Annotated in this window: 15 protein-coding genes and 1 pseudogene; 9 read left to right on the top strand and 7 right to left on the bottom strand. The window is 40.9% G+C overall.

What is annotated here, in order from left to right; translation table 11 throughout:
• Nucleotides 1-261 precede the first annotated feature (261 nt).
• Genes B7697_RS01745 through B7697_RS01730 form a run of 4 tightly spaced genes read left to right on the top strand, consistent with a single transcriptional unit; the run spans nt 262 to nt 3,012 of the window.
• Nucleotides 262-948, top strand: coding sequence for an XRE family transcriptional regulator (locus B7697_RS01745; protein WP_084950030.1), 687 nt, complete (start codon nt 262-264; stop codon nt 946-948).
• A 3-nt stretch (nt 949-951) separates the two neighbouring features.
• The gene (locus B7697_RS01740) at nt 952-2,367 is read left to right on the top strand and encodes a Y-family DNA polymerase (RefSeq protein ID WP_084950028.1); all 1,416 of its coding nucleotides are present in this window, start codon (nt 952-954) and stop codon (nt 2,365-2,367) included.
• On the top strand, nt 2,364-2,726 hold the full coding sequence (locus B7697_RS01735) for a hypothetical protein (RefSeq protein ID WP_084950026.1): 363 nt from the start codon (nt 2,364-2,366) through the stop codon (nt 2,724-2,726). The genes B7697_RS01740 and B7697_RS01735 overlap by 4 nt, the downstream gene beginning before the upstream one ends.
• The gene (locus B7697_RS01730) at nt 2,719-3,012 is read left to right on the top strand and encodes a DUF5960 family protein (protein WP_084950024.1); all 294 of its coding nucleotides are present in this window, start codon (nt 2,719-2,721) and stop codon (nt 3,010-3,012) included. Before B7697_RS01735 ends, B7697_RS01730 begins: the two co-directional genes overlap by 8 nt.
• Nucleotides 3,013-3,320: 308 nt before the next feature.
• Here B7697_RS01730 and B7697_RS01725 read toward each other — a convergent pair.
• The 6 genes and pseudogenes from B7697_RS01725 to B7697_RS01700 all read right to left on the bottom strand — a co-directional run bounded on the left by B7697_RS01725 (nt 3,321) and on the right by B7697_RS01700 (nt 12,015).
• Nucleotides 3,321-9,507 (bottom strand): annotated as a pseudogene (locus tag B7697_RS01725) (alpha-L-fucosidase).
• A gap of 341 nt (nt 9,508-9,848) precedes the next feature.
• Nucleotides 9,849-10,325, bottom strand: coding sequence for a glutathione peroxidase (locus B7697_RS01720; RefSeq protein WP_084950022.1), 477 nt, complete (start codon nt 10,323-10,325; stop codon nt 9,849-9,851).
• Nucleotides 10,322-10,900, bottom strand: coding sequence for a DUF3278 domain-containing protein (locus B7697_RS01715; RefSeq protein ID WP_084950021.1), 579 nt, complete (start codon nt 10,898-10,900; stop codon nt 10,322-10,324). The genes B7697_RS01720 and B7697_RS01715 overlap by 4 nt, the downstream gene beginning before the upstream one ends.
• 26 nt (nt 10,901-10,926) lie before the next feature.
• The gene (locus B7697_RS01710) at nt 10,927-11,253 is read right to left on the bottom strand and encodes a hypothetical protein (protein ID WP_084950019.1); all 327 of its coding nucleotides are present in this window, start codon (nt 11,251-11,253) and stop codon (nt 10,927-10,929) included.
• 10 nt (nt 11,254-11,263) lie between these two features.
• Nucleotides 11,264-11,806 (bottom strand): DUF3278 domain-containing protein, encoded by a 543-nt coding sequence (locus tag B7697_RS01705; protein WP_084950017.1) that lies wholly within the window; start codon nt 11,804-11,806, stop codon nt 11,264-11,266.
• A 14-nt stretch (nt 11,807-11,820) separates the two neighbouring features.
• Nucleotides 11,821-12,015: a helix-turn-helix transcriptional regulator gene (locus tag B7697_RS01700; RefSeq protein ID WP_084950015.1), complete on the bottom strand. Its 195-nt coding sequence runs from the start codon at nt 12,013-12,015 to the stop codon at nt 11,821-11,823.
• A gap of 164 nt (nt 12,016-12,179) precedes the next feature.
• Between B7697_RS01700 and rsmH the strand changes: the two genes are divergently transcribed.
• From rsmH to mraY, 4 genes are read left to right on the top strand one after another with little or no spacing between them, the layout of a single operon-like run.
• Entirely contained in the window at nt 12,180-13,130 is a 951-nt protein-coding gene (rsmH, locus tag B7697_RS01695; RefSeq protein WP_084950013.1) for a 16S rRNA (cytosine(1402)-N(4))-methyltransferase RsmH, read from the top strand.
• 9 nt (nt 13,131-13,139) lie between these two features.
• Nucleotides 13,140-13,457 carry a cell division protein FtsL gene (gene ftsL, locus B7697_RS01690; protein WP_000227824.1) on the top strand — a complete coding sequence of 106 codons (318 nt, stop codon included), beginning with the start codon at nt 13,140-13,142 and terminating at the stop codon, nt 13,455-13,457.
• Between the two features lie 3 nt (nt 13,458-13,460).
• A complete protein-coding gene (gene pbp2x / locus B7697_RS01685; RefSeq protein WP_084950011.1) occupies nt 13,461-15,713 on the top strand; it encodes a penicillin-binding protein PBP2X in 2,253 nt (750 codons plus the stop codon).
• A gap of 1 nt (nt 15,714) precedes the next feature.
• On the top strand, nt 15,715-16,695 hold the full coding sequence (gene mraY / locus B7697_RS01680) for a phospho-N-acetylmuramoyl-pentapeptide-transferase (protein WP_084950010.1): 981 nt from the start codon (nt 15,715-15,717) through the stop codon (nt 16,693-16,695).
• Between the two features lie 54 nt (nt 16,696-16,749).
• Here the strand turns inward: mraY and B7697_RS01675 are convergent, their stop codons facing one another.
• Nucleotides 16,750-21,723, bottom strand: a complete 4,974-nt coding sequence (locus B7697_RS01675; protein WP_084950008.1) for an SIALI-17 repeat-containing surface protein — start codon at nt 21,721-21,723, stop codon at nt 16,750-16,752.
• A gap of 330 nt (nt 21,724-22,053) precedes the next feature.
• Here B7697_RS01675 and B7697_RS01670 point away from each other — a divergent pair, with 330 nt between their 5' ends.
• Nucleotides 22,054-22,302, top strand: coding sequence for a YneF family protein (locus B7697_RS01670; RefSeq protein ID WP_000364990.1), 249 nt, complete (start codon nt 22,054-22,056; stop codon nt 22,300-22,302).
• Nucleotides 22,303-22,471 lie beyond the last annotated feature (169 nt).

Genomic DNA, 22,471 nt, shown 5'->3' with positions numbered 1-22,471 from the left:
GAAAAACTGGAATTTCTGTAGGGATTTTAAAAGTTAGATCAATTATTTATTCAAAGGATTTAGTTCTGTGTGGTATAGGACTAAGTCCGTTTAGTTTGATTAAAACTCACGATGTTTCTGATTTTCCTAGTAGACATTTGTCTACTTTTTTTATATAATAAAACTAAATCAAATAGGTTGAATTCTGAAAGTGACTCAACTAAAGATTAGTTTTTCTAAGGAAAATCATTTAAGACAATGTTCTATACTAGGAGGTGAAGTATGTATCAGCCAGAAAAACTCAAGGCTCGTAGGAAAGAGTTAAAATTAACACAGAAGGAAATTGCAGAGCAACTTGGGATTAGCTTCCAGGCTTACTCGGCTTGGGAACGTGGAATCAAGGAACCGTCCAAGGAGAAGGTGTTCCAGCTAGAAAACATTTTAAAAGTCGCAAAAGGCTATTTCACTCAGATTGAGATTGTCCGTCTCTACCATAGCCTCTCCAAGCAAGGGAAGGAGAAGGTTGTTCTCTATGCTCGCAACCTGGTTCAAGAGGAACAGGCTCAGAAAGTGACATCTATGCCAGAGCGTCTCTACGAGTACCGTGTCTACGAACGCATGTCAGCAGGGATTGGAGCTTCAGTCTACGATGATCAGAATTTTGATACGGTTTACTTTAATGAGGAGTTGGCTCATGATTTTGCATCATGGGTGTCTGGGGACTCCATGGAACCTAAATACCAAAATGGTTCAGTGGCGCTGATTCGAGAGACAGGATTTGACTATGACGGGGCGGTTTATGCAGTGGTTTGCAACAACCAGACCTATATCAAACGGGTCTATCGAGAGGAGAATGGATTGCGTCTGGTCTCTATCAATCCTAAATACAAGGATATTTTCATCTCCTATGAGGAAGATCCTCGGATTGTAGGGATTATAGTTGGGAACTTTGTGCCGATGGAGGGCTAGCCAATGGGCTACTTTGATTACTCCAGAGAGCCCAAAAGTGACATTGCCTTTGTCGATATGAAATCCTTTTATGCCAGTGTTGAGTGCGTGAAAAGGGGCTTGCATCCGCTGAAGACCTCGCTTTGTGTCATGAGTCGCGCGGATAATTCAACTGGTCTTATTTTAGCCTCTTCGCCGCTGTTTAAGAAGATTTTTGGAAAGTCAAATGTTGGTCGGGCCTATGATTTGCCTTTTGATATCAAAACACGAAAATTTTCCTATTACAATGCTCGAAAGCAAGGTCTACCTACCGACTCAGACTATGTTCGCTATATTGAAGACTGGGCTCAGGTGACCTTGATTGTGCCTCCTAGGATGGATGAATACATCGCAGTCAATATGGAAATCCAGCGAATCTTTCAAAACTATGGCAGCCCAGATGATATTTATCCCTACTCGATTGATGAGGGCTTTATTGACCTGACTAGTTCGCTTAACTATTTCATCCCAGACAAGAGTCTGTCCCGTACAGACAAGCTGGATCTGCTTTCTGCTCGCATTCAGAGGGATATTTGGAGGCAGACAGGTATTTACTCTACAGTAGGCATGTCCAATGCCAATCCCTTACTGGCCAAGTTGGCTCTGGATAATGAGGCCAAGCACACTCCGACCATGAGGGCCAACTGGTCTTACCAGGATGTGGAAGAGAAGGTCTGGGCCATTCCTCATATGACAGACTTCTGGGGAATTGGTAGGCGGATGGAGAAACGCTTGCATACTCTGGGGATTTATTCTATCAAGGAATTGGCCACCAGTAATCCAGACCAGCTAAAAAAGGCTCTGGGTCAGGCTGGCCTGCGTTTGTGGTTTCATGCTAACGGAATTGATGAGAGCAATGTTCATAAGCCTTATAAAGCCAAATCCAAGGGCTTGGGGAATTCTCAAATTTTGCCGAGAGATTACGTGAAGCTACGAGATATTGAAATTATTCTCCGGGAAATGGCTGAGCAGGTAGCTATTAGACTGAGAAGGGCGGGTAAGAAAACAACTCTTGTCTCTATCTATCTTGGTTTCTCTAAACAGGAGGTTAGGCCATCTATTCATACACAAATGAAGGTCGAACCGACCAATAATACAGCTGTCTTAACAGATTATATTTTGAAGTTATTTCATAACAAATACACTTCTGGAGCGGTTAGAAGTGTCGGAGTTAACTATTCAGGCTTTGTGGATGAGTCCTTTGGTTTAATTTCCCTTTTTGATGATGTTGACAAGTTAGAAAAAGAAGAAAGGCTCCAGACGGCCATTGACTCCATTCGGGAACAATTTGGTTTCACTTCCCTTTTAAGAGCAAATGCACTGGAAGAAGCCTCTAGGAGTCTTGCTAGAAGCAAGCTGATTGGGGGACATTCTGCTGGAGGATTAGATGGATTAAAATGATTGATCGTTCTTATTTACCTTTTCAATCTGCGCGAGATTATCAAGATCCAGGGATGCAGAAGTGGATGGGATTTTACCTTTCAGAACACACCAGTTCGCTCAGTGAAGAAAAAAGCCGGGTTGATTTTTCGATGGATTTGACTCCAGATGAGAAGTTGCACTTGCTTTCTCAGCTTTATGTTGGCCAACTTAGGGGAAATTTTGTGCTAAAGGAAAAGAAGCAGAAAATCACTATAATCGGTGTGGTGAGAGAGTTATGGCCTCAGACTTTATCTATTAGGACAAGCGAGGGATATAGGTTGATAGAGGTTGCAGATATCCTCGAAATTCGGCTGTGGGAGGAGGGAGTTTATGACTAGAAAAGAGCTGTATGAAAACAAACTGCAGATGGATTACTTTTCAGATAACTATATTCGTTTTGAAGAGGATTTTCAAAAATACTCTGCCATGAACGTACCCTTGACTTTCTTGATTGATGACATCCTACGAACCATGGCGATGAATCAGAAAAACTACTTTGTTTTAAACAAGGAAAATGCCAAGGATGGGCGGGAGCATCGTTTTTATTTTAGGGTGGTAACGGAAAAAGAGTGTCCAAGCAATAGAACCTATATATATGCTGGGATTAAAAATAGTGGCCAGTAGATTTGGTAGGAGATGAGCTCGTTCTCTGGTGTACACTATTGTAGTTATCTGCGGAGAGCTTGCAGCAGATTATTATGGTATTTCTGATTAAATCAGATAAGAGCTCCATCTTTTTGGATGATTGTGTACTTGATATCGTAGTTGAATTCGAAAATACTTATCCCAAATAATCATTCTGTTTTATAGATACTAAGACATCCATAGAAATTTATGGATGCTTTTTAATTTGTAGATATAAAAAGAGAAGACCGGCTGGTCTTCTCTTGGGGGAACTAGAATCATTGAAAAGAATTAAGTAAAGATTTTAATTAGTCTTTGAAATTCTTTTGGAAGATGAGTAGAGACAATACTGAAGTAATAGCAGCCAAGAATAAGAAGGCATTTGCTTCTTGCTCTCCAGTTTCTGGGAGTTGTTTTTCCTTGTCTTGTTTAGCTGTAGTAGCAACAGGTGCTTTTTCATCTTTTCTTGGTGAATCTTCTGTTACAACTGCAGGAGCTGCTTTTTCAGTTTCTCTAGGTAGAACATACTCAGAGAGAGGCACAACTGGTGGTGCCTCTGTTCCTACAGAACTTTGTTTAGTTCCTACTTCAATCACTCTATCTAGAGCTGGAGTTGACTCAGTTTGAACTACCTTACGATTGCTGCCATCTACTTCGACATACTCGATTATAGCACCATCTTTCCCTTTTGCTAGAACTTTCTCTTTTCCTTTATCTAAGTTTGGATTTTCATGACGGATAGTCTTGAATGGTACTGCCTTCTTGACAATATCCAAACTTGGAAGTTTAAAGACAAGGTCCTTAACTCCCTCTTCAGGACTTGAAGAAGTAATTGGTTTTTCAGGCTCTTTTGGTAGAAGGTACTCAGGAAGAGTCACAACTGGTGGAGTATCTGTTCCAACAGAACTTTGTTTAGTCCCAACTTCAATCACTCGGTCTAGAGCTGGAATTGATTCAGTTTGAACTACCTTGCGATTGCTGCCATCTACTTCGACATACTCGATTATAGCACCATCTTTCCCTTCTGCTAGAACTTGTTCTTTCCCTTTGTCTAATTGTGGATTTTCGCGACGGATAGTCTGGAATGGTACTGCCTTCTTGACAATATCCAAACTTGGGAGCTGGAAGACAAGGTCTTTAACCCCTTCTTCAGGACTTGAAGAAGTAATTGGTTTTTCAGGTTGTTTCGGTTCAACCGGTTGTTCTGGTTTGCTAGGTTGCAATTGCTTGATTTGTTCAAGAGCGTTATTGAGAGCTTTATTGACGTCTTCTTGACTCTTCGCTTCTTGGATAGCTACGATTGCTTTATCAGTAATTTCAACTAATTTCTTCTTAGCATCGTTGTTAGTACCAAGTTCAGCCACTTTTTTCTCGATAGCTTCAGTCAGGCTAGCCATAGCCTTATCATAATTGATTTCAGGCTGTTCCGGTTGTTTTGGTTCAACTGGTTGTTCTGGTTGGCTAGGTTGCAATTGCTTGATTTGCTCAAGAGCGTTATTGAGGGCTTTATTGACATCTTCTTGAGTCTTCGCTTCTTGGATAGCTGCGATTGCTTTATCAGTAATTTCAACTAATTTTTTCTTAGCATCGTTGTTGGCACCAAGCTCAGCCACTTTTTTCTCGATAGCTTCAGTCAAGCTAGCCATAGCCTTATCATAATTGATTTCAGGCTGTTCCGGTTGTTTTGGTTCAACTGGTTGTTTTGGTTCAACTGGTTGTTCTGGGCTTGTTTCGTCTCCAGATTTTTGGTAATTTTCGTCTTTGCTAAGAATATCTTGCAAAGCAGTGACTGTTGACATCACATCTTGTACATTTACAGTATCAGAACTTAATTGTGCAGTGAGTTTATCAAGATTAGACTTAAATGCTTGGCGTGCAGTTGCTGTATTTTTCAAACCACTTGGATCAAAGTTAGATAAGTCGTCTTTCCATTTAGAGAGATTGAAGGATTTGTGTTTTGCTGTAGAGTTCACTTCCTTCACCACGAGTGATGAATTGATCCACCTGGATACCGATGTTTCGAGACAAATCGTTTCGATCAGGATCTAGTTGAAGGGTGACTGCGTGCAAGTTTTCATCAAGACCTTTTAGGCTAACCAGAGTTTGATTGCCTTGGCGTTGAGTAGCGTGACCGCTAAAGTATTTCTTGCCCTCAATAGTCGACGCATTTCCCATGCCATCTTGGTAAGGAACTTCTTTGCCATCTAGGAAGACTTTGTAGATACCATGATTTGGATCAACATAGCCCTTGATATCAAGTCCAGTACCGTAGAAGTAGGCTGTGACAGTTGTCTTTTTCTTTTGTTCATCAGTTAAGCGACCAAAGGAAGCCCAAGACTCCGTTTTTTGGTACTTGTCTGCTGAATTGGTTTCATGGTGCCAGCCAGGACTGTAATCCAACTGACTAGCTTGGTCATCATAACTTGTTTGATCCTTGATCAGCAATTCAGCTTTCATCACTTGGATGGTTGCATCGGTAGCAAAACCTAGTAAAGCACCATCAGAAACAGAAGTGAGCTTGGCTTTGAAGTCAAAGATAGAGTCGGCTTGTTCTGTAAAGTCAATCGTTGGGATGGTAACAGTCTTTTCTGTTTCTCCATCTTCAAAAGTCACATCTTGAGTTGTATCTTGGTAAACTTTACCGTGAACCCCAGTTCCAGGTTCTGTGATGAAGCGAACAGTAGCAGTTCCCTTGCTTCCACCGACACGTTTAATTTTAACAGTGACTGGTTTTCCTTTTTCGACTTCGTAAGAAGTTGCTTCAAGCTCAAACATACCCTTGCTGTTATTGTTTAGAGTGTAGATTCCTTCTGTAGCAATTGGTTCACCTGTTTTATTAACAAGGGTAATGGTATGTTGGCCAGGTGCTAAATCGTCTGTTTCATATACTTTTTGGCTGCGTTTACGACTAGTGTTCTTAGTTTGCACATCCGCAACTTTTTGGCCATCAACGTAGACGGACATTTCTCCATGACCTGGGTCAACTGTAGAGACGACATAGGCCTTGGTTCCTGTGAAAGTATAGCTTACTTTGGCATCTTTTTGATTGGTCCACATAGAAGTGCCACGAACACCTTCAGATTCATTGTACCAAGTTGTACCGGCTGTATCCGCTGTTGTATTTGAGTGGTATTCAAGTCCAAGAGGGTAGCCGTCTGTCTTTTCGATACTAGTTGGTGTCTTGTAGACTGAGAAGTTGGTTAAGATTGGAGTTGCTTGAGCTCCGGTGATGGTTACACGGATTTTTTGTGCCTCTACAGGCTTGCCTTGAATCAAGCGACGGTAACCAACAGTTGAACCTTCTCCGTAAGTCACCCAGCGACCGTTGATTTCGACTTCAATCTTGAAACCAGAGATACGCTGGCCTTTGGCGATGTCTTCCTTGAGTTCGACAACGTCAAAGCGTCTCTTTTGTCCCAAATCGACTGTGAAGCTACCTGTTGTGGCATCATTTGAAAGAGCCCAGCTAGTATCATCTTTACCGTCTGTCAGGTGACTCTCCTTGTAGAGATGGTTCTGACGAGTCGAACTTGCTGTTACAGTCGCACCTTTAGCAAAGTCAGTAGCATACATTTGATCTAGGGTTGCTTTGAATTCCTTCAAGCGAGCCACATCCACATCTGCGAATTTTCCTTCTTTGTTTGGTGGAATGTTGAGAAGAAGTGGCGTTCCACGACCAACAGACTTGAAGTAGATATCCATCAATTCTTTGAGGGATTTTGGTTGCTGGTTATCGTGGTAGAACCAACCAGAACGGATTGAAACGTCAGCTTCCCCTACAGAGTACATATCTCCGTCAGGGTCACCGTGGTTAAGGTATTCGTTCTTAACATTTTCGGTGATGTTGGCTTTCTTGACCTTATGCCATACAGGGTCACCTGCGATACCACGTTCATTTCCGATCCAACGAATACTTGTTGGTTGTGCAGAGAAGATAGCGATATCTCCTTCTGCTTCCTTAATATATTTGAACCATTCGTTAAAGGTGTAGGTTACTTTCTGGGCACCGCTACCACGCGCACCATCCATCCAAACTTCAATGAATTTACCTTTGTTTCCGTATTTTGGATTTCCAAGAATTTCTTTTAGTTGGTTGAGATAATATTCGTTGTATTCTTTTTCTGTATCAACCTTGTATTTAGGACTATTAACATCCCATGGAGATAGATAAACCCCCATATTCATATCGTATTTAGTAGCTGATTTTGAAACTTCTTCTAAAAGGTCTCCCTTACCATCTTTCCATGGACTTGCAGCTACGGTATGATTTGTATATTTAGATGGATAAATAACGAAGCCATCGTGGTGTTTCACTACCATAATGGTGCGTTTGAAACCAGTTTCTTTAAGAGTACGGATCCATTGATCTGTATCTAAGTTAGTTGGATTGAAGTTTTTAGGGTCTTCATTTCCATGTCCCCACTCAGAATTAGTATAAGTATTCATACCATAGTGGATAAAGGCAGCTAATTCTTCCTTGTGATAATCAAGTTGAGCCTTGCTTGGAAGCGGGCCGTGATTTCCGATTTCTGTTTCTTTATCTTCTGGATGAGCAGCAGGTAAAACAGTTGAAGTCGGACTAGAGCTATCAGAGATTTTTTCGTATTCAAAGACAATATCATTCACACCCTTGTGCTGGATGCTGGCTTCTAAGCGTGGAGTGATCGCGCGGTAGCCTGCGATTTCTTTTGCTTCAAAAGTGTTTACAAAAGAAACATCGTATTCTTTTCCGTCATTATTATCAGTAACAACATCTGCTAATTCTTGCTCTGAGCCTTTCAAACGATAATGAATGGCAAATGAACCTTTATTCACTTTATAAACCACCTTGATGACCCGTGTTCCTGGAGCTGTTTTGCTGACGACGTTGTAGGTCCACTCATCTTTGAGTTGTTTGTTGATTTCGACGCCATCAATAGAGACAATCTGGTATTTCTCTTGATTTTTTGTATAGAAGTCAGTCTTAGCGATTTCTTTTTTGAAGTTATAATCAAAAGCTGTTCCAACTTCAGTTTTTTCAACAAAAGTATCATCAGTTTTGATTGGATTACCAGTTTCATCTACGTGTTGAACAACTACACGTCCGTAATCGATTCCTTTAATGAGTGTCGCAACACCATTTTCATCGAAAGAATATTGATTTTCGCCAATAACAGCAGTTTTATTTCTGAACATTTCTCCTTCAGGAGTAAAGTAATATCGTTTCCCATTGTCACCTTGGTACCAACCTTTGACACCATATTTAGCGATAATATCTTTTACCCATTTGACTTGCTCGGGTGAGAGGACGATTCCGCCACCGAAGCGGTCTTTGTCAGGGATGCCGTTTTCAATTGTGCCGTGTTGGTGAACACCGACTACTTTACCATCACCGTTGATAATACCAGCACCTGAAAGGCCTGAAACAGAAGTCATATGATAGGTGATGCCTTTTGAGCCTTTATCATCATAATTATCAACAGATTTCACGACACCATCAGCCTTGTAAAGTTGACCAGCTACAATTGGTTTTTTGAGCTCAGGTGAGCTTGAATCAGTTGGATACCCAATCGTGCTAACAGGGTCCCCAGGTTGATAGGTTTTGTTTTCTGCCAAAGGAACAAAGGTGGCAGCTTTATTTGGACTAGCGATTTGAAGAGGAACAGGTGCTACAACAGCAGCCAAATCATTTTGATATCCTTTTCCAAATTCTTTCTTGTTCCAAAAATGAATATCTTCTTCTTTGAAAAGAGTAGTATTACCCGTTACAGGCTGAGAATTGCGAACAGCAGAATTAGAACCGAGGTTATAGTAAAACTTAGCAGAATCTCCGCCTCGAATATGTCCTTCTTTTGTATCACGGTTTGATTCTAAAAAGTTGTGGGCAACAGTCAAGATGACATTTGGTGCCACAAAAATACCAGAACCAGACACGATATAGCGTTGGGAACCACCATTGTAAATAGTGTAAATCATACTAGCAGCAGTAGCAGGTTGTCCTTCATAAGGGACGTGCTTCAAATCTAGACCACCGTTGATAATTGCACGATTACCATTTTCAGCTTCTTTTGGAAGTTCTTCCTTGTTTTTTAGAATGCTTTCTGTCTCAACTTTAGGACTATCCTTCTTGTCTACGATTGCTGAAGTATCTATGTTTTTCACGGGTGCATCAGGATAAGCTTGATCGTGGATTTCTTCAGGAAGCAAGTCAGTAGTTTTAGTATCTGCTACAGTCTTCTCTTCTACTGGTTTAACAGTTTTTTCTGATTTCTCTGCTTGCTCTGACTCTTGAGGTGTAGAAATTACAGGACTTTCATTTTTGACTTCTGGTTTGGTTTTTTCAGCTTCGGCCAATTTTTCTACATTTGGTTGAGAGCTTGTAGTTTCAATTTTTGCTTCGTCGGCTAGTGCTGTACCAGATGCAAAAAAAGCGAGACCAACCATAACCGAAGCAACACCAACGGTTAATTTTCTGATGCTAAAAGTTTGCCCTTTTTCAAAAAGGTATCGATTCATAATGTACTCCTAGTTTGAATAAAGACAGTCAGCTACTGTCTGAGCCCAAGTATGACTTGGAAACGATTTTCTTTAGCGATAGTTAGATTTTGTGCAATAGTTTGAGACTAATTACCCCCCTCTGTTTAAGCGCTTTCATTTTAGAATAAAAAAATTAAAATTGTTATCTTAATCTTTAAAATAACCTAAAAACCTTAACATAACAAATATACTAAATTGTTCCAAGAAATGCAATAGAGAAATGCAAGAAAATCCATCTAATTTAAAGAAATTCCTTTACTTTTTAAAGAAAATCCCTCCTGCTATTTTGTGGAACATAGAAGGAGGGATTTTAACGAAATTTAGAGTAGATTACGTATCGCCTCTTCAATTTGTTTTGGGTCTGTTTTTGAAGAGAAGCGTTCAAAGACCTGCCCATCTCGACCGATGAGAAACTTAGCGAAATTCCATTCGATTCGTTTTCCTAGTGGACCAGATTTTTGTTCTTTTAACCAAACATAGAGAGGATCTGCTTCCTTACCGTTGACCTTGATCTTGGCAAAACGTGGGAAGCTGGTCTGATAATGTAGGCTACAGAAGGCGTTGATTTCCTCTGCACTACCTGGTGCTTGTCCCATAAACTGATTGCAAGGGAAGTCTAAAATCTCAAAACCTTGTTCTTGATAGCGGTCATAGAGTTCTTGGAGACCTTGGTACTGGGGCGTTAAACCACATCCAGTAGCAGTGTTGACAACCAAGAGAATCTTACCACGATAGGTCTCTAGTGGAGTTTCTTGATGGTCTTGGTTCAAGACTGAAAAATCGTATAGTGAAGTCATTGCTTGCTTTTCTCCTTCTGTTTGGTATTTTTAGGAGTTTTCTCCTCCTGTAGTGATAGAAATCCGTAGGTCAGGGTTCCAAAAATGCTACCGATAATCAGGCCATACATCAGCAAAGGAACACTTTTATCGAATTGCATGAGCAATTTCACAAAATCTGAAAAGGACATCTGCTGAACGAAGACTTTATGAAAGATGAGTAAGGTAAAGAGGCCAATCTGAATACCGATAAACACAATCCAACTTCGAAATTTAATTTGGGCTTTGCTGTAGGTTTTGAGAATGATTTCTGATTTGTCATCCTTTTCAAGATGAAGCTCTTGGACGGCTTTTTGAGCTTTTATACTCATGAACAAAATGAGTCCAAAATAGATGTAGGGCATAACATTTCGAACAATTTCTATAAAGCTTCCGAACAAAATATAGAATAGGAAGAGAATGAAGGAAGAGTAAAAGATTTGGATCATGGAACGGGCGCAAGCCTTGTAGATAACCTCTTGACGGCATTCATCAAAAGGCCCTTGGATATGAAAGAAATTTCGAAGTAGGCGAGTTGTTAAGTCTTCTTTTTTCATGGGTGATTTCTCCTAAATGAACGATGTTATTTTGTTTCTTTTACGAATTGATAGAGATAATAAAGATAAGTAATAGAAGAAAGGATAGCGATAGTTAGCAGTATATAATATTTCCAATTGATTGAAATGAGCGTCAGTTGTGGTAAGGATAGAATCATAAAGAATAGTGCTAAGTTGAGTATGCGCGTTTTTTGGGAGTCAATCTTTAGATAAGTCAATCCTTTGTTGAGTGCTGGAACAAAGACTGGAAGGAAGACTATATCGTAGATTGGCAAGTTCCCTGAAACGATGATGAAGATGAGCAGAGAACTGAACAAAAGATGATAGGTAAGTAAAGTTAGTAATGATTTCATAGGGCACCTCCTAATCCTCATCTTGATCTTTCTTAGCTTTTTCAATGCGACGGGAGATGAGGAACTGTATGCTTGCTCCGAAGAAGATAGAACCGAGAATGCTTGATACACCATTTCTTATAGTGAGAAGAGAATGAAAATAGTCCTGACCTTCACCTATGAGTATACTTAGAAGAGGAGTTATAAAAAACATCCATAGACCAAAGAACAAACCTGCTTTAAGACCTGGGTAGTATAGTTGCTTACTTTCTTTCTCATTCAGCATATCTAGATCAATGGCTGTGATGCCTGTTTTCCTGGTTTGGGAGAGCACATAGAGAGCAGAAATCATCGAAATACCCAATATCACAAGGGGATAGCCGATAGCGACAATTTGCGGATATTTATAAGCAAGGAAAAAGGGAATAAGATTACCTAAAGTCATGAGGTAAAAGAGAATCACAAAGATTTTATTTCCGATGCGGTCAGCTTCGCGTCGTTTGTGTTCATCAAGTGGTCCTGAAATGCCATAAATGCGTTTGATCAGTTTTTCAGTAAAGGTTTCTTTTTTCATGAGTTTGCTCCTTTTTAAAAATCATCCTCCCAAAAGAGACTGTTGAGGTCAGTTTGGAGGCTACGGGCGAGATTGAGACAGAGTTCCAGGGTTGGATTGTACTTGTTGTTTTCAATCATATTGATGGTCTGTCTCGAGACACCGATATCCTTGGCGAGTTCGAGCTGGGAAATACCCAATTCCTTGCGAAATTCTTTCACACGATTCATCTGGACTCCTTTCTGATTCATGTCGTATATATTTGACTATATTATATTCTTCTATGAAATAGATGTCAAGCATATTTGACATATTCTTAAAGAAATCTTACTTTTTTTGACCTATTTGTCTGACTAGTGCAAGCTAGTCGGATTTGTGGTAAAATAGATAGGATATGACAAAAGAATTTCATCATGTAACGGTCTTACTCCACGAAACGATTGATATGCTTGATGTGAAACCTGACGGTGTTTACGTTGATGCGACCTTGGGTGGAGCAGGCCATAGCGAATATTTATTAAGTAAATTAAATGAAAAAGGCCATCTCTATGCCTTTGACCAGGACCAGAATGCCATTAACAATGCGCAAAAACGTTTGGCACCCTATATCGAAAAAGGGATGGTAACCTTTATCAAGGATAACTTCCGTCATTTACAGGCACGTTTGCGCGAAGCTGGTGTTCAGGAAATTGATGGAATTTGTTATGACTTGGGAGTGTCTAGTCCTCAATTGGACCAGCGTGAGCGTGGTTTTTCTTATAAAAAGGATGCGCCACTGGACATGCGCATGAATCAGGATGCTAGTTTGACAGCCTATGAAGTGGTGAATCACTATGACTATCATGACTTGGTTCGAATTTTCTTCAAATATGGAGAGGATAAATTCTCTAAACAGATTGCACGTAAGATTGAACAAGCGCGTGAAGTCAAGCCAATCGAGACAACGACTGAGCTGGCAGAAATTATCAAGTCTGCCAAGCCTGCCAAGGAACTCAAGAAGAAGGGGCATCCTGCCAAGCAAATTTTCCAGGCTATTCGAATTGAAGTCAATGATGAACTGGGAGCGGCAGATGAGTCTATCCAGCAGGCCATGGACATGCTGGCTCTGGATGGTAGAATTTCAGTCATTACCTTTCATTCCTTGGAAGACCGCTTGACCAAGCAGTTGTTTAAGGAAGCTTCAACAGTGGAAGTTCCCAAAGGTTTGCCTTTCATCCCGGATGATCTCAAGCCCAAGATGGAATTGGTATCTCGTAAGCCAATCTTGCCAAGTGCAGAGGAGTTAGAAGCCAATAACCGCTCGCACTCAGCTAAGTTGCGCGTAGCCAGAAAAATTCACAAGTAAGAGGAAAAAATGGTAGATAAGAAAGAAACAACCAGTCAATTCTTGCAGAATCGTATAAAAAAATTCTCACGTGTGGAGAAGGCTTTTTATCTTTCCATCGCTTTTACGGCTCTCGTTTTAGCAGTGAGCATTATCTTTATGCAGACACGACTCTTGCAAGTGCAAAGTGATTTGACAAAAATCAATGCACAGATAGAAGAGAAGAAGACAGAGCTGGACGATGCTAAGCAGGAAGTGAATGAATTGATTCGTTCAGAGCGCTTGAAAGAAATTGCAGATAAAAAAGATTTGAAATTGAATAATGAAAATATCCGAACAGCGGAGTAAGATATGAAATGGACAGAAAAAATAACCCGGTTTGCGATAAAAAATCGTAAATCTCCAGCAAAAAACCGTAGGATAGTTGGCAAGTACCTCAGCTTTGTAGCTGTTGCCCTTTTCGGCCTCTTTTTAGCCAATTTTGCTTATATTATCGCAAAAGGTAATATATTTGGTACTGACTTGGTAAAAGAAGCTAAAAAGGTTCACCAGATAACCCGAACAGTTCCTGCCAAACGTGGGACTATCTATGACCGAAATGGAGTACCTATTGCTGAGGATGCGACTTCTTATAACGTCTATGCCGTTATTGATAAAAAATACAAGTCAGCAACGGGTAAAATTCTTTATGTAGAAGATTCGCAGTTTAATAAGGTAGCTGAAATCTTCCATAAGTATTTGGATATGGATGAAGCTTATGTAAAAGAGCAACTGGCTCAACCAAATCTGACCCAGGTTTCCTTTGGTGCAAAAGGAAATGGGATTACCTATGCCAATATGATGGCTATTAAAAAAGAGTTAAAAGATGCTAGTGTGGAAGGGATTGACTTTACAACTAGCCCTAACAGAAGCTATCCAAATGGACAATTTGCTTCTAGTTTTATTGGCTTAGCCCAACTCCATGAAAATGAGGATGGCAGTAAGAGTTTGTTAGGAACTTCTGGTTTGGAGAGTTCTTTAAATACCATTCTTGCTGGGACAGACGGTATTATTACCTATGAAAAAGATCGAGTAGGAAATATCGTACCCGGTACAGAACAGGTATCGCAACAAACTGTGGATGGCAAGGATGTTTATACAACATTGTCTAGCCCGCTCCAATCTTTCATGGAAACTCAGATGGATGCCTTTCTACAAAAAGTAAAAGGTAAGTATATGACCGCGACCTTGGTCAGTGCAAAGACCGGTGAAATCCTCGCTACCACCCAACGACCTACCTTTAATGCAGATACTAAAGAAGGAATCACTGAGGACTTTGTTTGGCGTGATATTCTTTATCAAAGTAACTACGAACCAGGATCAACCATGAAGGTCATGACGCTAGCAGCATCTATTGATAATAATACTTTCCCAGGTGGAGAATACTTCAATAGCAGTGAATTAAAAATAGCGGATGCGACGATTCGAGATTGGGACGTTAATGAAGGTTTGACCGGTGGTGGTATGATGACATTTTCTCAAGGGTTTGCTCACTCAAGTAATATTGGGATGACGCTGCTTGAGCAGAAAATGGGTGATGCTACTTGGTTGGACTATCTAAACCGCTTTAAATTTGGAGTTCCGACCCGTTTTGGTTTGACAGACGAATATGCAGGTCAATTGCCTGCAGATAATATTGTTAATATTGCCATGAGTGCATTTGGTCAGGGGATTTCTGTAACGCAGACCCAGATGCTACGTGCTTTTACAGCCATTGCCAACGATGGGGTTATGTTGGAACCAAAATTTATCAGTGCCCTTTATGATCCAAATGATCAAACCGTTCGTAAATCTCAAAAAGAAATCGTAGGAAATCCCGTTTCGAAAGATGCAGCTAGCCAAACTCGTACTCACATGGTCTTGGTAGGAACGGATCCTAGATATGGAACTATGTATAATCATAGTACAGGAAAAGCAACTGTCAATGTTCCAGGTCAAAATGTAGCCCTCAAGTCTGGTACGGCTCAAATCGCTGACGAGAAAAATGGAGGCTACTTGGTTGGTTCTACCAACTACATTTTCTCGGTTGTGGCTATGAACCCTGCTGAAAATCCTGATTTTATCTTGTATGTAACGGTTCAACAACCTGAACATTATTCAGGAATTCCACTTGGGGAGTTTACTAATCCAATCCTTGAGAGAGCTTCAGCTATGAAAGAATCTCTGAATCTTCAATCTCCAGCCAAGAATTTAGATCAAGTGACGACAGAATCTTCTTATGCAATGCCTAGCATCAAGGACATTTCACCTGGTGATTTGGCGGAAGCCTTACGCCGAAATATTGTGCAACCAATCGTTGTAGGTACTGGAACAAAGATTAAAGAGACTTCTGTAGAAGAAGGAACCAATCTTGCACCAAACCAACAAGTTCTCCTTTTATCGGATAAGGTAGAAGAAATTCCAGACATGTATGGCTGGAAAAAAGACACTGCTGAGACCTTTGCTAAATGGTTGGATATTGAGCTGGAATTTGAAGGTTCAGGTTCCATCGTTCAGAAGCAAGATGTTCGGACTAATACAGCTATCAAAAACATTAAAAAAATTAAATTAACTTTAGGAGACTAATATGTTTATTTCTATCAGTGCTGGAATTGTGACATTTTTACTAACTTTAGTAGGAATTCCGTCCTTTATCCAATTTTATAGAAAGGCGCAAATTACAGGCCAGCAGATGCATGAGGATGTCAAACAGCACCAGGCAAAAGCTGGGACTCCTACAATGGGAGGTTTGGTTTTCTTAATTGCTTCTGTTTTAGTTGCTTTCTTTTTCGCCCTATTTAGTAATCAACTCAGCAATAATGTCGGTATGATTTTATTTATCTTGGTTCTTTATGGTTTAATCGGATTTTTAGATGACTTCCTCAAGGTCTTTCGTAAAATCAATGAGGGGCTTAATCCCAAGCAGAAATTGGCTCTTCAGCTTCTAGGTGGTGTTATTTTCTACCTTTTCTATGAGCGCGGTGGTGATATGCTTTCGGTCTTTGGTTACCAAGTGCATTTAGGAATTTTCTATATTGTCTTCGCTCTTTTCTGGCTAGTTGGTTTTTCAAACGCAGTCAACTTGACAGATGGTATTGATGGTCTGGCTAGTATTTCAGTTGTGATTAGTTTGTCAGCTTACGGAGTTATTGCCTATGTTCAAGGTCAGATGGATATTCTTCTAGTAATTCTTGCCGTGATTGGTGGTTTGCTTGGTTTCTTCGTCTTTAACCACAAGCCTGCCAAGGTCTTTATGGGGGATGTGGGAAGTTTGGCCCTAGGTGGAATGTTAGCGGCTATCTCTATGGCCCTCCATCAAGAATGGACTCTCTTGATTATCGGAATTGTTTATGTTTTTGAAACAACTTCGGTTATGATGCAAGTTGGTTATTTCAAAATGACAGGTGGTAAACGTATTTTCCGTATGACGCCTGTGCATCACCATTTTGAGCTTGGAGGATTGTCTGGTAAAGGAAGTCCTTGGAGCGAGTGGAAGGTTGACTTCTTCTTTTGGGGAGTGGGACTCCTAGCAAGTCTTTTGACGCTAGCCTTTTTATATCTACTGTAAAAAAATAAATCAGGATGAAGCTTATCTTCATCCTGATTTTTGTGTGGTTAAAAGTTAGTTGGACTCATCCTTCTTACTCTTAAGTAGAAAAGTTGCTGTTAGGACTAGACTCAATCCTGACAAGAATAGTAGTGGATTAGATGTTTCACCAGTAGCTGGAAGTTGTTCTTTAGGAGAATCATTTGCAGATTGAACAAGGTCTGGGCTAGATGAAACTTGCTCAGAGCTATTGGCTAATGGTTTGATATCTGTTTCACTTGGTTTTTGCTCTGCAGTAGTTGATGCTCCATTAGCTTGATAAACGACAGCATAGGTGCTGAAATGAGTAGCCGTAAATTCTGCCATTCCCTCGCGAATAGTAAAATCGAGTGCCTGTAACTCTTTTGATGGAGTTAGGTAGTAAACATTTTCGACAGCAGAGGAAATAGGCAAGCGAACCAAGACAGCTCCTTTTGGTTGCAAACTCTGGTCTGTTGGATTTTTAAGGTGAAGATCGTAAGCATCATAGGTCTTACCAAATAGTTCTTGAGCTAAGACACGTCTGCTAGAAATGTGAGAAATTCCCTCTAAGTCAGTCGCCCCTCCAATAATTTCAACTCCAGTCCTTTCATCTTTTAAGACACGAAGTTTATATTCAGAAACAGAAACCGTAGGTGCTTGCTCCTGTCCTGCTGTGCCGATAGGTTTAGTATACTCAGGGACGTTTACTACAGGCGCTTGCTCTAGTCCTGCTGTGCCGATAGGCTTAGTATACTCAGGGACGTTTACTACAGGCGCTTGCTCTAGTCCTGCTGTGCCGATAGGTTGAGTGTATTCAGGAATAGAAACAGTAGGTGGTTGTTCTAGTCCTGCTGTGCCGATAGGTTGAGTGTACTCAGGAATAGAAACCGTAGGCGCTTGCTCTAGTCCTGCTGTGCCGATAGGTTGAGTGTATTCAGGGATAGAAACAGTAGGCGGTTGTTCCTGTCCAGCAGTTCCGATAGGCTCAGTGTACTCAGGAATAGAAACGGTAGGTGGCTGTTCTTGTCCCGCTGTGCCGATAGGTTGAGTGTACTCAGGAATGTTTACTACAGGTGGTTGTTCCTGTCCGGCTGTATCTATAGGTTTAGTATACTCCGGATTATTTACTACAGGTGGTTGTTCCTGTCCGGCTGTACTGATAGGCTTAGTGTATTCAGGAATTTCTACAATAGGAGCAGGGTCATCTCCCTTGCTTGTAGTTGGCTGCTGATTCTCAACCTTCTTCTCATCCTTTTTGGTAAAGACAGCTACTACAGGACTGCTTGTTGTATTTCCCTGGATAGAATAAGCTTCTATCGCATTTCCAATTTTTCGATTGGTTTCGTCAGGGATAGGGATTTGTACCTGATTATCTTGGATTGATAAGACAGTCTGATCCCCAGTCGTAACTAGATGATTATCGTCTATCCTGCGTAAAACGAGTGGATCTTTGATACCAGGGAAGGTCACAGCGATTGCTTCCCAGTCTCCAGCTGGAAGGGTTAAGGAAATTTCTTTGTCATTTTCCTTAAGTGGTGCGATACTTGGACTATCCAAGCTTACAGCTGGAGCTTTAATCACATCAAATGAATCTAGAGAAATTTTCTTGCGACCTGCTGGTGAATTTGGATTAACTTTCAATGTCAAAATATGATTGCCATCGCTCAGATTAGTAAATTCTCCAATTAAGGTTGCCTTTTGGGTAGGGCCAGCAGTGTAGAAGTCTAGACTTGGCATTTCTTTGCCATCTAGTGTCACGAGAGCTTTTCCGAGAGCGGATGTTTTAAGTCCGTAAATTCGAATACCTGTTCCAGTAAATGGAATGGTTGCCTGAGCTTCTGAAGCAGTACTTGGGTCACTGTTATTGATGTCCGCATATTTTTCTGTGCTCTTATATAATTCAGTGTCGCTCCAATCTTTGAATTGAGATCCGTATTGAATGCGAGAGTCACGGTCATCCATCAATTGGTTATAGGTTTCGACATTGGCCTTTTCGGATACCTGTGTAGAAACATTACCCAGCATAGCCTTAACAGTATAAGTGTAGGCGAGTTGAGGGTCGAGTGAACGGTCGATAAAATGGGTTTGATTGGTCACAAATTCTCTGCTTGCAGAGGTTTGGCCAGATTCGTCTTTCGCTTGTCTTTGGATAACATAGTGGGTAGCGCCTTCTACTTGGTTGAAGGTAAGTTCGGCAGTGACGCCATTTTGTCTAACTGCTGTCAGACTGGTTACACGACCAGGGAAATGTTCAAAGGTAATGACATCACCTTTTTGTGTTGCCAGTTGAATGCGGCCATCTTTAAGAACAGTTGCTTTGACAGATTTGCCATTAACCTTAACCTGACTGGCTTCGATATTTGGATAATCTATAACTAGGTCTCCACCGACATTTGAAAGGAAGGACAAGCTTTGCAGGTTTTTATCTTTCCACTTCATGCTAACTTCAAAGTTACCACGGGCAACCAGACCAGAAACCTGACCGTCTTTCCAAGCATCTGGAAGGGCTGGCAATGGTGCAATGTAGCCAGTGTGTGATTGAAGAAGCATTTCTGCAATTCCACTGGTTGCTCCAAAGTTTCCATCGATTTGGAAAGGTGCGTGCGTATCCCAAAGGTTTTCTAGGGTTGAATATTTGAGCTGTTCAGCGAGTAAGCGATGGGCACGGTTACCATCTAAGAGACGAGCCCAGAGGTTGATTTTATTGGCCTTAGACCAACCAGTACCACCATCTCCGCGGTGATTGAGGGTAGCACGTGCAGCTTCTAAGTATTCAGCCTGGTCCTTGCTAAAGAGCGTACCTGGGAAGAGACCTACCAGATGGGAAACGTGGCGGTGGTTATTTTCAATGCCTTCATTAGTGAATTGTGGACTGTCTTCTTCGTACCATTCCTTGATGCGTCCCTCTTTGTTAATGTGAAGTGGTTTTAGTTTGTCAAATTTAGCCTTGACCTCTGTAACTAAGTCTTTGTCGACATTCAGATGGTTGGCGACTTCCATGTAGTCATGGAATAGCTGCCAGACTAGTGATTGGTCAAAGGTATTTCCAATGGTGATGGTACCGTGTTCTGGTGAGTAGGATGGAGAAGACACCCAACGGTCACTGGCCTGGTCATAGTGCAAGAAGGAGTTCCAGAACTTAGCAGTTTCCTTGAGCATTGGATAGATCTTTTCTTTGAGATAAGTCTCATCCTTGGTGAATTTATAGTAGTCATAAACGTTCTGCATCATCCAGGCATTAGCTGCTGGCGACCAACCCCAATAGTAATTCCAACCAGGAGTAGTCCAGCCAAATGGTGTCGCCTGAGTATGAACCAGCCAGCCATTTTCTTGTCCATCTTTGGATTCGATACCGGCGTATTCCTTAGCAGCGATACGGCCATAGTAACGCATATCGTCAATGTAATTGATCATTGGCTTGGCTGTTTCAGCTAGATTGCTCATGTAGGCTGGCCAATAGTTCATTTGCAAATTGACATTGAGGTGGTAGTCAGCGTTCCAAGGTGGATTGTCTACGGCATTCCAGACTCCTTGTAGGTTGGCAGGAAGGGCATCTGTCCGATCACGAGATGAACTAATCAATAAATAACGTCCGTATTGGAAGAAGAGTTCTTCCAGTTTTTGCCCTTTGCTAGGGTTATAGGTCTGAAGGGTCTCTTTTGTCGTTTGAGCAGCATTGCTTCCACCTAGGTTTAGTTTGACGCGGTTAAAGAGGCTTTGATAGTCTTTGATATGGTTCTTTTTAAGTGTCTCATAGTCTTTGCCCCTAGCTGCTTCTACAATGCCTTTAACTGTTTTTTCGAGGTCAATGTCTTTGCGATAGTTTGTTTTTGGATTCTGAGCAAAGTTAGTCTTGGCACTGAGTAAAAGCGTAGCGTAGCTAGCTCCTGTGATTGTTAAACTATCCTCATGGACAGTAACTTTTCCGTCCGTTTTAATTCCTAGATAGGATGCGAACTGGAGGCCATTATCTTTGACTGTACCTTTTAGTAGGATACCATTTGGGTCTGTCGTAACATGGCCACTCTTGTAGTTAGAATATTCCGCTGAGTAGTCTCCGTTAGCAAGCAAGTCTTCTGTCAAGCTATTCCAAACTGTAAAATCAAGTTTTTTGTCCCCTTTTTGGGTCAAGTGGGTCACGGTGACATCATCAGGGTAACTTGAGAAGGTTTCTCTTTTAAAGGTCGTTCCATCTTGGGTGTAAGAAGTTGTAGTAGTGGCTTCTGTGATATCCAAACCACGATGATAGTCTGTAACTGTATCCAGCCCCTTTTTCTGGTTATTGAAGACCATGAAGATATCACCAAAGGCTAGATAACGTCCATACTGGGCGTTGTTTGGTCCAACTAGATTTTGTTCAGCTAATCGTTTGGCTTTTTGGCGATCTCCGTCTTCAAGAGCCTTACGAATTTCTGCTAAAATTTTATACCGTTCCTGATAGTTTCCTCCATTATAGTCGGTACTGTCGGGACGCGGTCCACCTGACCAAAGAGTTTTTTCGTTGTATTGGATTCTCTCCTCGCCAATGAGACCAAAAACCTTAGCACCCATTTCACCATTCCCAACTGGGAGTGCTTGTTTTTCCCAGCCATCATAGGAAGGAGCTGTTGGTCGATCATAGTTGAGTTGATAGTTGTTTTGTTTTGTCACAGGTAGTTCTTGTTTTTCGACTTCCTTATTTTCGTTAGGTTTTACAATAGCCTCAGTACTGACTTGATTAGTTGTAGCAGAAGTAACATCAGCCTCAATGGGTTTACTTTCAGAAGAACTATTAGTAGCTAGAACTGGTTTTGTATGATCAATTGGTTCGTTTGGCTGTATGTGCTCGGTTGATTCAGTTGTTTTCGTAACGGTATCTGTCTTAGCTGTAGTTTTCTCCAGTGTAGGCTCGTTTTGCTGTACTTCAATGGTATCAGCGAAGACGGTATGACTAACTAGAAAAACCGCTCCAAGCAAAACAGAGGTTGTGCCGACTGTTAGCTTCCGAACACTGTAGCGACAGGATTTCTCCCTCCAAATTTTTTCCATGGAAACCTCCTTTATTAATTAAAAGCGCTTTCATTTTTAATGAGACGGACTTTTGTTTCTATATTATATTGTTAATCTGATTTTACCAGCTAATGAAGTGTTGTCAAAGGGATTTAAGAAGGATATATAGTTGATATTGTTTTGTATTAAAAAAGTGGAGGAAATGAATGGTAAGGGAGTGTATTTTTTTATATTCTTTCTAGTTAAAACTAGAAAGATAAGCCAACTTTAATTACAGCCTCCCCATTCCTGAAAGCGTAAAACAAACTAGTCAGGGTGGCTAGTTTGTGGTATAATGAAAGAGACTCAAAAAGAAACAGGAGAAATATGATGGATTTACTTTTAGCAATTGTATTGATTGTGCTAGCTTTTCTAGGAGGAGCTCTTGGAGGAATGTACTTGGTTCGTAAGCAAATTGAAAAAGAATTCGCTGACAACCCACGTTTGAATGCTGAAGCAGTTCGTACTCTTTTGAGTGCAAATGGTCAAAAACCAAGCGAAGCTAAGGTACAACAAGTTTACCACCAAATCATCCGCCAACAAAAGGCAGCCCTTGCTAACAATAAAAAGAAAAAATAAATAAGGAAAAGTCTGGGATGAAAGTTCCAGACTTCTCACTATGTTGGCTATGGTTTTAGGGATGAGACTTTTTCCTTGCATTCTATTGATATTTGATTATGATTAAGAGAGATAGTTGTTGATTAGGATGTCATTCAGTTCATAAGGATCAATAATCATAATGAACTAT

The organism is Streptococcus mitis (genome assembly GCF_002096895.1).
Classification (GTDB): Bacteria; Bacillota; Bacilli; order Lactobacillales; family Streptococcaceae; genus Streptococcus; species Streptococcus mitis_AH.
Note: the sequence above shows the minus strand (reverse complement) of the source record. Positions and strands in the feature narration are given on the sequence as shown.

Coding starts and splice junctions, on each gene's coding strand:
- ftsL (WP_000227824.1), top strand. CDS start 13,140: ATGGTAGATAAGAAAGAAACAACCAGTCAATTCTTGCAGAATCGTATA.
- B7697_RS01670 (WP_000364990.1), top strand. CDS start 22,054: ATGGATTTACTTTTAGCAATTGTATTGATTGTGCTAGCTTTTCTAGGA.
- mraY (WP_084950010.1), top strand. CDS start 15,715: ATGTTTATTTCTATCAGTGCTGGAATTGTGACATTTTTACTAACTTTA.
- B7697_RS01705 (WP_084950017.1), bottom strand. CDS start 11,806: ATGAAAAAAGAAACCTTTACTGAAAAACTGATCAAACGCATTTATGGC.
- rsmH (WP_084950013.1), top strand. CDS start 12,180: ATGACAAAAGAATTTCATCATGTAACGGTCTTACTCCACGAAACGATT.
- B7697_RS01715 (WP_084950021.1), bottom strand. CDS start 10,900: ATGAAAAAAGAAGACTTAACAACTCGCCTACTTCGAAATTTCTTTCAT.
- B7697_RS01675 (WP_084950008.1), bottom strand. CDS start 21,723: ATGGAAAAAATTTGGAGGGAGAAATCCTGTCGCTACAGTGTTCGGAAG.
- B7697_RS01730 (WP_084950024.1), top strand. CDS start 2,719: ATGACTAGAAAAGAGCTGTATGAAAACAAACTGCAGATGGATTACTTT.
- B7697_RS01700 (WP_084950015.1), bottom strand. CDS start 12,015: ATGAATCGTGTGAAAGAATTTCGCAAGGAATTGGGTATTTCCCAGCTC.
- B7697_RS01710 (WP_084950019.1), bottom strand. CDS start 11,253: ATGAAATCATTACTAACTTTACTTACCTATCATCTTTTGTTCAGTTCT.
- B7697_RS01745 (WP_084950030.1), top strand. CDS start 262: ATGTATCAGCCAGAAAAACTCAAGGCTCGTAGGAAAGAGTTAAAATTA.
- B7697_RS01720 (WP_084950022.1), bottom strand. CDS start 10,325: ATGACTTCACTATACGATTTTTCAGTCTTGAACCAAGACCATCAAGAA.
- B7697_RS01735 (WP_084950026.1), top strand. CDS start 2,364: ATGATTGATCGTTCTTATTTACCTTTTCAATCTGCGCGAGATTATCAA.
- B7697_RS01740 (WP_084950028.1), top strand. CDS start 952: ATGGGCTACTTTGATTACTCCAGAGAGCCCAAAAGTGACATTGCCTTT.
- pbp2x (WP_084950011.1), top strand. CDS start 13,461: ATGAAATGGACAGAAAAAATAACCCGGTTTGCGATAAAAAATCGTAAA.